The 12,579-nt window shown below is 72.0% G+C and carries 12 protein-coding genes; 6 read left to right on the top strand and 6 right to left on the bottom strand.

Features of this window, described 5'->3' with window-relative positions:
- Window positions 1-34 precede the first annotated feature (34 nt).
- The 5 genes from IF19_RS0116000 (at window position 35) to folE (ending at window position 6,135) form a co-directional block, all read left to right on the top strand.
- Window positions 35-1,168, top strand: coding sequence for a zinc-dependent metalloprotease (locus tag IF19_RS0116000; RefSeq protein ID WP_032748073.1), 1,134 nt, complete (start codon window positions 35-37; stop codon window positions 1,166-1,168).
- A 197-nt stretch (window positions 1,169-1,365) separates the two neighbouring features.
- Window positions 1,366-2,478, top strand: coding sequence for a tRNA lysidine(34) synthetase TilS (gene tilS / locus IF19_RS0115995; RefSeq protein WP_030114572.1), 1,113 nt, complete (start codon window positions 1,366-1,368; stop codon window positions 2,476-2,478).
- 108 nt (window positions 2,479-2,586) lie between these two features.
- Entirely contained in the window at window positions 2,587-3,126 is a 540-nt protein-coding gene (gene hpt / locus IF19_RS0115990; protein ID WP_030114571.1) for a hypoxanthine phosphoribosyltransferase, read from the top strand.
- A 182-nt stretch (window positions 3,127-3,308) separates the two neighbouring features.
- On the top strand, window positions 3,309-5,363 hold the full coding sequence (gene ftsH / locus IF19_RS0115985; RefSeq protein WP_030114570.1) for an ATP-dependent zinc metalloprotease FtsH: 2,055 nt from the start codon (window positions 3,309-3,311) through the stop codon (window positions 5,361-5,363).
- A 166-nt stretch (window positions 5,364-5,529) separates the two neighbouring features.
- Entirely contained in the window at window positions 5,530-6,135 is a 606-nt protein-coding gene (folE, locus tag IF19_RS0115980) for a GTP cyclohydrolase I FolE (RefSeq protein ID WP_030114569.1), read from the top strand.
- 67 nt (window positions 6,136-6,202) lie between these two features.
- On the opposite strand, the gene IF19_RS0115975 is transcribed toward folE, so the two are convergent.
- The 6 genes from IF19_RS0115975 to IF19_RS0115950 form a co-directional block, all read right to left on the bottom strand.
- On the bottom strand, window positions 6,203-6,691 hold the full coding sequence (locus IF19_RS0115975) for a DUF3180 domain-containing protein (RefSeq protein WP_030114568.1): 489 nt from the start codon (window positions 6,689-6,691) through the stop codon (window positions 6,203-6,205).
- A 74-nt stretch (window positions 6,692-6,765) separates the two neighbouring features.
- On the bottom strand, window positions 6,766-7,377 hold the full coding sequence (folK, locus tag IF19_RS0115970) for a 2-amino-4-hydroxy-6-hydroxymethyldihydropteridine diphosphokinase (protein ID WP_030114567.1): 612 nt from the start codon (window positions 7,375-7,377) through the stop codon (window positions 6,766-6,768).
- Window positions 7,374-7,733 carry a dihydroneopterin aldolase gene (gene folB, locus IF19_RS0115965; protein WP_030114566.1) on the bottom strand — a complete coding sequence of 120 codons (360 nt, stop codon included), beginning with the start codon at window positions 7,731-7,733 and terminating at the stop codon, window positions 7,374-7,376. Before folB ends, folK begins: the two co-directional genes overlap by 4 nt.
- Before the next feature lie 260 nt (window positions 7,734-7,993).
- Window positions 7,994-8,467: a nuclear transport factor 2 family protein gene (locus IF19_RS0115960; RefSeq protein WP_030114565.1), complete on the bottom strand. Its 474-nt coding sequence runs from the start codon at window positions 8,465-8,467 to the stop codon at window positions 7,994-7,996.
- Complete coding sequence (gene folP / locus IF19_RS0115955; protein ID WP_169749615.1) at window positions 8,464-9,324, bottom strand: dihydropteroate synthase; 861 nt, start codon at window positions 9,322-9,324, stop codon at window positions 8,464-8,466. The genes IF19_RS0115960 and folP overlap by 4 nt, the downstream gene beginning before the upstream one ends.
- A gap of 40 nt (window positions 9,325-9,364) precedes the next feature.
- Window positions 9,365-11,194, bottom strand: a complete 1,830-nt coding sequence (locus IF19_RS0115950) for a phosphatidylglycerol lysyltransferase domain-containing protein (RefSeq protein ID WP_030120648.1) — start codon at window positions 11,192-11,194, stop codon at window positions 9,365-9,367.
- Between the two features lie 225 nt (window positions 11,195-11,419).
- On the opposite strand from IF19_RS0115950, the gene IF19_RS0115945 reads away from it, so the two are divergent.
- The gene (locus tag IF19_RS0115945) at window positions 11,420-12,550 is read left to right on the top strand and encodes an alpha/beta hydrolase (RefSeq protein ID WP_030114563.1); all 1,131 of its coding nucleotides are present in this window, start codon (window positions 11,420-11,422) and stop codon (window positions 12,548-12,550) included.
- The last annotated feature ends 29 nt before the right edge of the window (window positions 12,551-12,579 follow it).

The raw sequence follows: 12,579 nt of genomic DNA, 5'->3' as shown, positions 1-12,579 counted from the left end.
ACCACCGGGCGACAGGCTCACGTACGGTTGACGCATGACGAGCATCGGTGGTGCCCAGATGGTCGACTGGAATCTCGCGGTGGCGACCGCGACCCGGCTCGTACGGCCCGGGCCCGACATCAGCCGCGAGGAGGCCCGCGCCGTCGTCGCGGAGCTCCGCCGCCACGCCAAGGCGTCCGAGGAACACGTCCGGGAGTTCACCCGGATGATCCCCGAGGGGACCGAACCCGAGGACACCCCCGTCCTCGTCGTCGACCGCCCCGGCTGGATCAAGGCCAACGTCGCCGGTTTCCGCGAACTCCTGAAGCCCCTGCTCGCCAAGATGGAGGGCCGCCGCTCCGGCGGACCCGGCGGCGCCGTCCTCGGCGCGGTCGGCGGCAAGGTCACCGGCGTCGAGCTCGGCATGCTGCTCTCGTTCCTCGCCTCCCGGGTGCTCGGCCAGTACGAGACCTTCGCCCCCGCCACCCGCGAACTGCCCGCCTCCGCGAACGGCGGCGGCCGGCTCCTCCTCGTCGCCCCCAACATCGTCCACGTCGAACGCGAACTGGACGTCGACCCGCACGACTTCCGGCTCTGGGTCGCCCTCCACGAGGAGACCCACCGCACCCAGTTCACCGGCGTGCCCTGGCTCCGCGACCACCTCCAGGGCGAGATCCAGACGTTCCTCGACGAGACCGACGTCGACCCCATGACCTTCCTGGAACGCCTCCGCGAGGCCGCCCAGTCCCTCTCCGGCGGCCGCCCCGAGGGCGAACAGGGCGAGAGCGGGAGCCGTAGCCTCGTCGACATCGTCCAGACCCCCGCCCAGCGCGAGGTCCTCGGCCGCCTCACCGCCGTCATGTCCCTCCTCGAAGGACACGCGGACTACGTCATGGACGGCGTCGGCCCCGGCGTCGTCGGCTCCGTCTCCGAGATCCGCGAGAAGTTCCAGCAGCGCCGCGCCCAGGGCGCCGGCCGCCTCGACCAGGCCCTGCGCAAGCTCCTCGGCCTCGACGCCAAGCTCCGCCAGTACAAGGACGGCGAGAAGTTCGTCCGGTCGGTCGTCGACGAGGTCGGCATGGACGGCTTCAACCGCGTCTGGACCTCGCCCAACACCCTCCCGACCAAGGCCGAGATCGCCCGGCCCGCCGACTGGGTCGCGCGCGTGCACCGTAAGGCCGAATCCTGACCACGAACCGGCCCGGATACTCCTGAGGGACCGATATTCGCCCCCTAATCACCCATCCGAGGGACCATGGAGCCACGGGAAGGCGTGCAATGCTCGATGGACAGCTTGCCTCTGTCACCATCGACGCACTCTGAGTGACGGGACTCACGCGTTCCGGCGCTCGACGCTCCTCCCGAACTCCACGAAGGGCACCGGACATGGGTCCCCATCCTGCGGTCGCGGCGATACGCCTGGCGGTCCGCCGCGTACTCCACGACGTCCTCACCGATCTCCACCGGCACGCCGGCCATGACCGGCCCGCCGGTACCGCGCGCCGCGCCGCGCACGCCGCCCCCGCCCCGCTCGCCGGGGCCGCCGCGGCGGACGGCCCCCGCGCCGCACTCCCCGAACGGCCCGACACCCCGCTCGTCCTCGTCGCCTGCTCCGGCGGCGCCGACTCCATGGCCCTCGCCTCAGCCCTCGCCTTCGAGGCCCGCAAGCTCGGCGTCCGGGCCGGCGCCATCACCGTCGACCACAACCTCCAGCAGGGCTCCGCCCTCCGCGCCGCCGAGGTCGTCACCCGGCTCACCGCCATGGACCTCGACCCCGTCGAGGCCGTCGCCGTGCACGTCGGACGCGAGGGCGGCCCCGAAGCCGCCGCCCGCGACGCCCGGTACGCCGCCCTGGACGCCGCCGCCGAACGCCACGGCGCCGCCGCCGTCCTGCTCGGCCACACCCGCGACGACCAGGCCGAGACCGTGCTCCTCGGCCTCGCCCGCGGCTCCGGCATCCGCTCGCTCTCCGGCATGGCCGACGCCTCCGGACCGGCCGGCCGCTACCGCCGCCCCTTCCTCCGGCTCGACCGGCAGACCGTCCGCAAGGCGTGCCTGGTCCAGTCGATCCCGGTCTGGGACGACCCGCACAACACCGACCCCGCCTACACCCGCTCCCGGCTGCGCCACGAAGGGCTGCCCGCGCTGGAGAAGGCGCTCGGCAAGGGCGTCGTCGAGGCCCTCGCCCGGACCGCCCAGCTCTCCCGCGACGACGCCGACGCGCTGGACACCTGGGCCGCCGAGGCCGAGCAGTCCGTACGCGACGGGGACGGCGGCCTCACCTGCGCCGGCCTCTACGCCCTGCCCCCCGCCGTACGCCGCCGGGTGCTGCGCCGCGCGCTCATCGAGGCCGGCTCGCCCGCGGGCTCCCTCTTCGCCCGGCACCTCGAAGAAGTGGACCGCCTGATCACCGGCTGGCGCGGCCAGCGGGCGATCAACCTGCCCGGCCGCGTCGAGGCGACACGGCAGGGTGGCAGACTGGTCATTCGGCAGAGCTGACGCGCGAGCGGCTGAAGTGCAGGCGAACCGCCGCCGGCCCGGGCACCCCCGGACCGGCGGGCCAGGCCGTCCGCAGCACAGAAAGAGACGTGGGTGAACGAGAAGGACATGGGTACCGACCTTCAGTCGGTGCTCCTCACCAAGGAAGAGATCGACGCGAAGCTCGTCGAGCTGGCCGGGAAGATCGACGCGGAGTACGCGGGCAAGGACCTGCTCATCGTCGGCGTCCTCAAGGGCGCGGTGATGGTCATGGCGGACCTGGCGCGCGCCCTGTCGTCCCCCGTCACGATGGACTGGATGGCCGTCTCGTCGTACGGCGCGGGCACCCAGTCGTCCGGCGTCGTGCGGATCCTCAAGGACCTCGACACCGACATCAAGGGCAAGCACGTCCTGATCGTCGAGGACATCATCGACTCCGGTCTGACGCTGTCCTGGCTGCTGTCCAACCTGGGCTCCCGGGAACCGGCCTCGCTGGAGGTCTGCACCCTGCTGCGCAAGCCGGATGCCGCAAAGGTCGCCATCGATGTGAAATGGATCGGTTTCGACATCCCCAACGAGTTCGTCGTCGGCTACGGGCTGGACTACGCGGAGAAGTACCGCAACCTGCCCTTCGTCGGCACGCTCGCCCCGCACGTCTACGGCGGCTGACCCCGGCCCACCCGCCGGGGAACCCTCACTGCCACCGGGCCGTTGAAGCTGCGAAAGCAGGTTTCTCCGCCGCACCCGGCGGTCGCGGGTGCCCGTGCTGAGGTACCGTCCGAAGAACACTCTTTTCAAACAGCAGCATTTACCTACGGGCAGGAGGGACGGGGCGTCTTCGCTCCGTATGGATGGACGTGAAGCGATACTTCCGTGGGCCGGTCATGTGGATCGTGCTGGCCGTCCTCGCCGTGGTCGTGTTGATGCAGGTCGTCGGCTCGTCGGGCGGCTACAAGACGGTGGACACCGCCAAGGTGGTCCAGGCGATCAGCAAGAACCAGGTGGAGCAGGCCAAGCTGACCACCGGTGACGAACAAATCCTCAAGGTCGAGCTGAAGAAGGGCCAGAAGCTCGACGGCGAAGACGGCAGCAAGTTCCAGGCGAGCTACATCGGCAACCAGGGCGTCGAGCTCGCCGACACGCTGCAGAAGAAGTTCGAGTCGGGCGACATCGAGAAGGGTTACACCGTCTCGCCGTCGAAGCAGTCCCCGTTCGTCTCGATCCTCCTCTCGCTGCTGCCCTTCGTCCTCATCGTGGTCGTCTTCCTGTTTCTGATGAACCAGATGCAGGGCGGCGGCTCCAAGGTCATGCAGTTCGGCAAGTCCAAGGCCAAGCTGATCACCAAGGACACCCCCAAGACGACCTTCGCCGACGTGGCGGGGTCCGACGAGGCCGTCGAGGAACTCCACGAGATCAAGGAGTTCCTCCAGGAGCCGGCGAAGTTCCAGGCCGTCGGCGCCAAGATCCCCAAGGGCGTCCTGCTCTACGGGCCGCCCGGCACGGGCAAGACCCTGCTCGCCCGCGCCGTCGCCGGCGAGGCGGGCGTGCCGTTCTACTCGATCTCCGGGTCCGACTTCGTCGAGATGTTCGTCGGCGTCGGCGCCTCCCGGGTGCGCGACCTCTTCGAGCAGGCCAAGGCGAACGCCCCGGCGATCGTCTTCGTCGACGAGATCGACGCCGTCGGCCGCCACCGCGGCGCCGGCATGGGCGGCGGTCACGACGAGCGCGAGCAGACGCTCAACCAGCTGCTCGTCGAGATGGACGGGTTCGACGTGAAGGGCGGCGTCATCCTGATCGCCGCCACGAACCGCCCGGACATCCTCGACCCGGCGCTCCTGCGCCCGGGACGCTTCGACCGGCAGATCGCGGTCGACCGTCCGGACATGCAGGGCCGCCTGGAGATCCTCAAGGTGCACCAGAAGGGCAAGCCCGTCGCGGAGGGCGTCGACCTCGGCGCCGTCGCCCGGCGCACGCCCGGCTTCACCGGTGCCGACCTGTCGAACGTGCTGAACGAAGCGGCGCTCCTGACGGCGCGCAGCGACAAGAAGCTCATCGACAACGAGAGCCTCGACGAGGCGATCGACCGTGTCGTGGCGGGCCCGCAGAAGCGGACCCGGATCATGTCCGAGAAGGAGAAGAAGATCACCGCGTACCACGAGGGCGGACACGCCCTGGTCGCGGCGGCCTCCCCCCAGTCGGACCCGGTCCACAAGATCACGATCCTCTCCCGCGGCCGCGCCCTCGGTTACACGATGGTGCTCCCGGAGGAGGACAAGTACTCCACGACCCGCAACGAGATGCTCGACCAGCTCGCGTACATGCTGGGCGGGCGCGCGGCCGAGGAACTGGTCTTCCACGACCCGACCACCGGTGCGGCGAACGACATCGAGAAGGCCACGGCGACGGCCCGCGCGATGGTCACGCAGTACGGCATGACGGAGCGCCTCGGCGCGATCAAGTTCGGCGGCGACAACTCGGAGCCCTTCCTGGGCCGCGAGATGGGCCACCAGCGCGACTACTCGGAAGAGGTCGCGGCCCTGGTCGACGAGGAGGTCAAGAAGCTCATCGAGACCGCCCACAACGACGCGTGGGAGATCCTCGTCGAGAACCGCGACATCCTCGACCACCTGGTGCTCGAACTCCTGGAGAAGGAGACGCTGGGCAAGGACGAGATCGCGGAGATCTTCGCCCCGATCGTGAAGCGCCCCGCCCGCCCGGCGTGGACCGGATCCGCCCGGCGCACCCCGTCGACGCGGCCCCCGGTGCTCTCGCCCAAGGAGCTGGCCCTGACCAACGGCTCGGCCAACGGTTCGGCCGCCCCGCCGGAGATCGCCCCGACGGACCTCACGAAGGGCGTCGGCCCGTCCACCGAGTCGGTCCCCGAGGAGCGTCCCGAGGAGAGCTAGTCCCGTCCCGACGCCTCGGTGAGACCCCCGTCACGGGGGCCGGACCGGGCCCGGAATGGATGCCGCGCCCCCCAGGTTCTAGCCTGTGGGGGCGCGGCTTTTCCGTAGGTCCGCGGTGTCCGGTCGCGAACCCGCGTACGGGACAGCACAGAGGAACGAGGCACAGATGACCGACCCGGTGACGCTGGACGGCGAGGGCCCGATCGGCGCATTCGACGAGAAGCGGGCCGAGGCGGCCGTACGCGAGCTCCTCCTCGCCGTCGGCGAGGACCCGGACCGCGAGGGGCTGCGGGAGACTCCGGGGCGGGTGGCGCGGGCGTACAAGGAGATCCTGGCCGGCCTGCGGCAGGAGCCCGAGGACGTTCTCACCACGACGTTCGACCTCGGGCACGATGAAATGGTCCTGGTGAAGGACATCGAGATCATGTCTCTCTGCGAACACCACCTGCTGCCCTTCCACGGTGTCGCGCACGTCGGCTACATCCCGGCCGAGACGGGCAAGATCACCGGCCTGTCGAAGCTGGCCCGCCTGGTGGACGTCTTCGCCCGCAGGCCCCAGGTGCAGGAGCGGCTCACTACCCAGGTCGCGGATTCGCTCATGCGGATACTGGAGGCGCGGGGCGCGATCGTGGTGATCGAGGCCGAACACATGTGCATGTCGGTGCGCGGCATCCGCAAGCCCGGGGCGAAGACCACCACATCTGCCGTGCGCGGCCAGCTCCGCGACGCCTCGACCCGCGCCGAGGCGATGAGCCTGATCCTGGCTCGTTGACGCTCCCGAACAGGCAGAGGGCCCGGCCCCGACCGCGTACTGCGGTCGGGGCCGGGCCCTTGGCGGGTCAGGCCGCTGCCGTGCCCGTGCCGTCGTGGTCGTTGCCGTCCTCCGGGAGGCGGCAGACGCGTTCCAGGAAGAGGGCGGCGGCGATGACGCCGATGGCGGCGACCACGGCGGCGCCCGCGTAGATCGCCTGGTCGCGGCGGGGCGGGATGTCGAGGAAGCCGAGCAGGAAGACGCCGGTGCCGCCGTACATCCCGGCGACCAGGGCGGCGACCAGGGCGCTCGCCTGGCCGAAGACCACCGCGCGGGCCGCGAACAGGGGCTCGACGCCCTTGGCGCCGGGGCGGCGTTCGCGCTGGGCGCGGAGGCGGTTGCGGGTGGAGAGGGCGGTGGCGAGGAGGATCACCGCGATCACCGCGAGGACGATCGACGCGGCTAGCGGGACGCTCGGCAGGGTGCCGAAGGAGTCCCAGAGCCGGGCCCCGCCCCAGGAGAGGACACCGGCGGCGGCGAAGAGGCCCGCCAGTACCCCGAGCCGTAGTTGCTTCACCGCGTGAGCCGCCCTTCGCGCCGCCTGTGCCCGGTCCGGCCGTGTGCCGGACCACCGTCCGTCGAGCCTAACGATTACTCCGGCAGGCGCAGTTCCAGGTCGGGGCGGGGCAGCACGCCGTCGCGGCCGACCCCGGCGAGCAGCTCGGCCACCGGGCCGGCGCCGGGCAGCTGGGCCTCGGGGTCCATGTCGTGCCAGGGGGCGAGGACGAAGGCCCGCTCGTGGGCGCGCGGGTGGGGGAGGGTGAGCACCGGGTCGTCGGAGAGGACGTCCGCGTACGACACGATGTCCACGTCGATGGTGCGGGGGGCCCAGCGCTCCTCGCGGACCCGGTCGAACGCCTCCTCGACGGCGTGGCCGCGCTCCAGCAGGGAGGCGGGGGGCAGCGTGGTCTTCACGAGGATGACGGCGTTGAAGTACGCGGGCTGGGAGTCGGCCTCGACGCCCCAGGGCTCCGTCTCGTACACCGGGGAGACGGCCTTGACCTTGAGGCCCGGGGTGTCCTCCAGGGCGTCGACGGCCCCCTGGAGGGTCTCCAGCCGGTTGCCCAGGTTGGAGCCGAGGGCGATGACGGCCATCTTGGGGTTGGAGAGGGTGGTGTCGGCGGCGTCGACCTGCCGGACGACGGCCGTCGGGACCGGCTGGACGGTCGGGTCGCTCTGCCCCTCGGTGGAGAACGCGGTCATGATCGGCTCCGGGTGATCGTGATGGTGACGTCGTCGAAGGGGACGGTGATCGGCGCGTCCGGTTTGTGCACGACGACCTCGACCTCCTGGACGGCATCGTGCTTGAGGCACTGCTGGGCGATGCGCTCGGCGAGCGTCTCGATCAGGTCGACGGGCTCGCCGGTCACCACGGCGACGACCTCCTCGGCCACCACGCCGTAGTGCACGGTGCGGGTCAGGTCGTCGGTGGCCGCGGCGGGGCGGGTGTCGAGGCCGAGCACCAGGTCGACGATGAAGGTCTGGCCCTCCTCCCGTTCCCGGGGGAAGACGCCGTGGTGCCCGCGGGCCTTGAGGCCGCGCAGCGCGACACGATCCACGCGAATCACTCCTGCTGTCGTTGGTCGAGCGGCGCCCCGTCCGCGTGCGGGCGGCGCGGTGCCGTCGTTCGAATCTACCTGCGAGCACCGACCGTGCTCGCCCGTGGGGCCGGGGAACGCGCCCCTGCGGGCTTGTGAGCCGCCCTTACCCGGCGACCCCGGTTCCCATCCCCATCCGTCCCGTACCCACTCGTGCGGGTGTTTTCCCCTCCGGGGAGGTTTCGCCGGGGAGGGGAGCGCCGAGCCGGCCGGGGGGACCGTCAGGGGGTGGTGTCCTCGTCGTCGTCCTCGTCGGAGTCGGCCAGGACCGGGGACCCGTGGTGGGACCAGAGCTTCCAGCCGTCCGCCGTGTGCCGGAACACGTTGGTGGCGACGACGAGCCGGCCCACCAGCGGGCCCAGCGCGTCGCCGTCCTCGGCCGGGCCGCCGCTGAGGATGTTCTCGGTGCAGGTGACCAGGGCGGTCTCACCGGTCATCGTGACGTTGACGTCGGTGAGGAAGAACTGGATGTAGTCGGTGTTCGCCATGATCAGGGCGTAGCTGCGCAGGACGTCGCGGCGGCCGGTGAGCACCGGCCAGCCGGGGTGGACGCAGGAGACCGTCAGCTCCTCGCCGGGCAGCCAGCTGTCGGTGAGGGCGTCGAGGTCGCCGCGTTCCAGCGCCTCGTAGAAGGCGGTGTTGGCGGCCTCGACCTCGGCGATGTCGGCGGCGGCGCGGGCGTGCTCCTCGTTCACGCGGCTCCCTCGACCGCGCGGGCGACGCGGACCGCGTCGGCGGTGGCCCGTACCTCGTGGACCCGGACGGCCCAGGCGCCGGCGGCGGCGGAGAGCGCGGAGACGGCGGCGGTCGCCGCGTCGCGTTCCCGGGCGGGCGGCGGGGCGGAGCCGGGGCCGGCCAGCACGTGCCCGAGGAACCGTTTGCGGGAGGCGGCCACCAGCAGCGGGCGGCCCAGCGTGTGGAGCCGGTCCAGGCGGGCGACGAGCGCCAGGTCGTGGGCGGCGTCCTTCGCGAAGCCGAGACCGGGGTCGATCACGACGCGTTCCGGGGCGATCCCGCCCTCGATCACCGCGTCCATCCGCTGCCGCAGCTCGTCGAGGACCTCGGCGACGACGTCCCCGTACACCGCGCGGCTGTTCATCGACGCGCTGAAGCCGCGCCAGTGCATCACGACGAACGGGACGCCGGTTTCGGCCACGGCGGGGACCATGTCCGGGTCCGCGAGTCCGCCGCTGACGTCGTTGACCAGGACGGCCCCGGCGGCGACGGCCTCCGCCGCGACCCGGGCGCGCATGGTGTCCACGGAGACGGTGACGCCCTCCGAGGCCAGTCCCCGCACGACCGGGACGACCCGGCGCAGCTCCTCGGTCTCGTCGACCCGGCTGGCGCCCGGGCGGGTGGACTCGCCGCCCACGTCGACCAGGTCCGCGCCCTCGGACACCAGGTGGAGGCCGCGTTTGACGGCGGCCGTGGTGTCGAACCAGCGGCCGCCGTCGGAGAAGGAGTCGGGCGTCACGTTGACGACCCCCATGACCGCGCAGCGGTCCCACTCCGGCAGCCCTCGGACCGTGCCCCGCGTGCGTGACGTACTCATACGACCAGACTAGAACCTGCCGCACGTGCCGGTGCCGTCGTCATGCCGCGCTCACCTCGTGCTCGGTGGAGGTCCGGACGGCGTGGCCGCAGGGGCGGGCGGTGCGGGGGCGGAACGGGCGGGGCAGCGAGAGGTTCACGAAGCCCTCCGCCCGCATCGCCGCGATCCCGATGCGCGGCAGGTCGCGGCTGGTGCGGAAGACCACGAAGCGGGGCTCCCAGCGCGGCTGGAACTTGGCGTTGAACTTGTACAGCGACTCGATCTGGAACCAGCGCGACAGGAAGATCAGCAGCCCGCGCCAGCAGCGCAGCACCGGTCCCGCGCCGAGCCGCTCGCCGCGGGCCAGCGCGGAGCGGAACATCGCGAAGTTGAGCGAGACCCGGTCGACGCCGAGCTTCCCGGCGGCCTGGAGGGAGGCGACGATCAGCAGCTCGTTCATGCCGGGGTCGGCCGAGCGGTCGCGGCGCATCAGCTCCAGGGACATCCCGTCGCGCCCCCAGGGGACGAAGTGGAGGACCGCCTTCAGGTCGCCGTACGGGGAGTCCTCCGTGCCGGAGCCGGGGAGGTGGGCGGTGGCGATCACGCAGTCGCCGTCGGAGGGGTCGCCGATGCGGCCCAGCGCCATGGAGAAGCCGCGTTCGGTGTCGGTGCCGCGCCAGTCGGCGGCGGCGCGCCGGATACGGTCCAGCTCGGTGTCGCCGATGTCACGTGCCCGCCGGACCCGGGTCTCGTAGCCGGCCCGCTCGATGCGCTTGACCATCTGGCGCACGTTCCGCATGGCCCGTCCGGAGAGGGAGAAATCCGCGACGTCCACCACCGCCTCGTCCCCGAGCTCCAGGGCGGTGAGCCCGGTCTCGCGGGTCCAGACCTGGCCGCCGGTCTCGCTGCACCCCATCACCGCCGGGGTCCAGGAGTGCGCCCGCGCCTCGTCCATGAAGCGCTCGATCGCGCCCGGCCACGCCTCGACGTCCCCGATCGGGTCGCCGCCGGCCAGCATCACCCCGGAGACGACGCGGTAGCAGACGGCGGCCTTGCCGCTGGGGGAGAAGACGACGGCCTTGTCGCGGCGGAGGGCGAAATGGCCGAGCGAGTCCCGGCCGCCGTGCCGCTCCAGCAGGTCCCGCAGCCGGGTCTCGTCGTCCTCGGTGAGGCGCGCGGCAGGGTGCTCGGGGCGGAAGGCGAAGTAGATGGTGGTGACGGCGGTGAGCAGGCCGAGCGCGCCCAGCGAGTAGGCGACGGTCCAGCTGGTCCGGCCGGCGTAGTCGACGGGCCCCTCGACGCCGAACAGGCCGTACAGCACGTGCTGGAGGCGATCGGCGATGGACGGGTCGCCGACGACGCGGCCGGGGTGGACGCTGACGATGATCAGCCCGAGCCCCAGCGAACCTGCCCCGAGCAGCACGAAGTTGACGAGCGCGCGCCAGCGGCTGCGCGGGTCGGGCAGGGCCCGGAACTGGTCGCGGTGGCGTACCAGCAGCCAACACAGCGTCAGCGAGACGAGCACCCCGACGATCGAGTGGCGGTACGCGAACTGGGCCACGGCCCCCGCCGGCAGCAGGACCACGGCCGCCCGCCAGGCCCGCCGCTTGTGCCGCTTCAGCCCGTGCGCGAGCAGGAGCAGCAGCACGCCCGCGCTGAGCGAGAGCGCGGCGGCGAACGGGCCGAGCGCCCCGGGGAGCACTTCGGCGAGGGAGTGCATACGGCTGTGCCGGAAGCGCGGGAAGATCCCGGCGGCGACGTCGATCAGCCCGACGACGGTGCAGGCGGTGCCGACGATCACCGGTACGGCCGCGGGGCGCGGCCCGTGGAGCAACCGGCGGACGCGCTGCGGAACCGATACCGACTTATCCCCATCTAGCGTGACAGACATCGCTTCCCGTGGCTTCGCGTGAGATTCCCTGAGTCCGCCGGCCGGAGCCGCTCGGACGATGTGCGCCCTCTAGGACGTGGGCCCGGCGGCGGGGGTTCATCCACATACCGGAAATTTCCCGTATCAAGTCCGCGTCAGGTTCCGTCCGGACCGCCTCACCGCCGCGTCACGTGGCACCACGTCGCGGTCCCGCCCGGTACGAAAAGCTATGGAGAAAGCACGCTCATGGGTCTCACCAGCACCGCAGTTCTGGCGGTCGTGGCGGCGGCGGCCGTCGCGCTGTTCGCCGCCACGGTCCGGTTCTGGCCGCGGCTGGCCCGGCCCGGCGCGAGGGCCGTCTCGGGCCGGATCGGGCTGCTGCTGGCGACCCAGCTGACGCTGTTCGCGGCGGTGGGGCTGGCGGCCAACAACGCCTTCCTCTTCTACGGCTCCTGGGCCGACCTCTTCGGGCAGCAGCAGGAGTTGGGGGTCGTCACGGACCACGAGGACGGGGCGGAGGGCTCGGAGGGCTCCCGCCACATGACGCGGATCGCCACGCAGCACCCGGACGTGCCGGGCGGGCGGGTGCCCTCGGCCGGCGGGCGGATCGACAAGGTGGTGATCTCGGGCCGGACGTCGGGCGTCGAGTCGCCGGCGTACGTCTATCTGCCGCCGGAGTACTTCCAGGCGGCGTACGCCGGGCGGACGTTCCCGGCGGCGGTGGTCCTCACCGGCTATCCGGGCACGGCCGAGAACCTCCTGAAGGGTCTGCGCTACCCGCAGACGGCGCATGAGCGGGTGAAGGCGGGGAAGGCCCGCCCGATGGTCCTGGTGATGCTGCGGCCGACGGTCGCGCCGCCCCGGGACACCGAGTGCGTGGACGTGCCGAAGGGCCCGCGGACGGAGACGTTCTTCGCGAAGGACCTCCCGGAGGCGGTCGCGGGGTCGTACCGGGTCGGGAAGAAGGCCCGCAACTGGGGGATCATCGGCAACTCCACCGGCGGCTACTGCGCGTTGAAGATCGGGATGCTCCACCCGGACCGGTACGCGGCGAGCGCCGGCCTCTCCGCGTACTACCGGGCGGCCGAGGACCCGACGACGGGCGACCTGTTCCACGGGCGGCAGGAGCTGCGCGACCGGGCCGACCTGATGTGGAACCTGGAGAACCGGCCGCCGTCGGGCGGGTCCTTCCTGGTGACGACGTCCCGGGAGGGCGAGGGCAACCTCAGGAGCACGATGAAGTTCATCGAGAAGGTGAAGGCGCCGGCGCGGGTCTCCTCCATCGTGCTCGACAGCGGCGGGCACAACTTCACGACCTGGCGGCGGGAGATCCCGCCGGCCCTGGAGTGGCTGAGCGCCCGGTTGAGCGCGGACTGAGGACGCGGCTCGCCCCCGGGCCCGGCTCG

The organism is Streptomyces californicus (assembly GCF_000717645.1).
In the GTDB taxonomy this organism is placed as follows: domain Bacteria; phylum Actinomycetota; class Actinomycetes; order Streptomycetales; family Streptomycetaceae; genus Streptomyces; species Streptomyces californicus.
Note: the sequence above shows the minus strand (reverse complement) of the source record. Positions and strands in the feature narration are given on the sequence as shown.

Bases quoted from the DNA above. Each gene is read 5' to 3' on its own strand.
- IF19_RS0115945 (WP_030114563.1), top strand. From the start codon at position 11,420: ATGGGTCTCACCAGCACCGCAGTTCTGGCGGTCGTGGCGGCGGCGGCC.
- IF19_RS0116000 (WP_032748073.1), top strand. From the start codon at position 35: ATGACGAGCATCGGTGGTGCCCAGATGGTCGACTGGAATCTCGCGGTG.
- folE (WP_030114569.1), top strand. From the start codon at position 5,530: ATGACCGACCCGGTGACGCTGGACGGCGAGGGCCCGATCGGCGCATTC.
- tilS (WP_030114572.1), top strand. From the start codon at position 1,366: ATGGGTCCCCATCCTGCGGTCGCGGCGATACGCCTGGCGGTCCGCCGC.
- ftsH (WP_030114570.1), top strand. From the start codon at position 3,309: ATGGACGTGAAGCGATACTTCCGTGGGCCGGTCATGTGGATCGTGCTG.
- hpt (WP_030114571.1), top strand. From the start codon at position 2,587: ATGGGTACCGACCTTCAGTCGGTGCTCCTCACCAAGGAAGAGATCGAC.
- folP (WP_169749615.1), bottom strand. From the start codon at position 9,324: ATGAGTACGTCACGCACGCGGGGCACGGTCCGAGGGCTGCCGGAGTGG.
- IF19_RS0115950 (WP_030120648.1), bottom strand. From the start codon at position 11,194: ATGTCTGTCACGCTAGATGGGGATAAGTCGGTATCGGTTCCGCAGCGC.
- folK (WP_030114567.1), bottom strand. From the start codon at position 7,377: ATGACCGCGTTCTCCACCGAGGGGCAGAGCGACCCGACCGTCCAGCCG.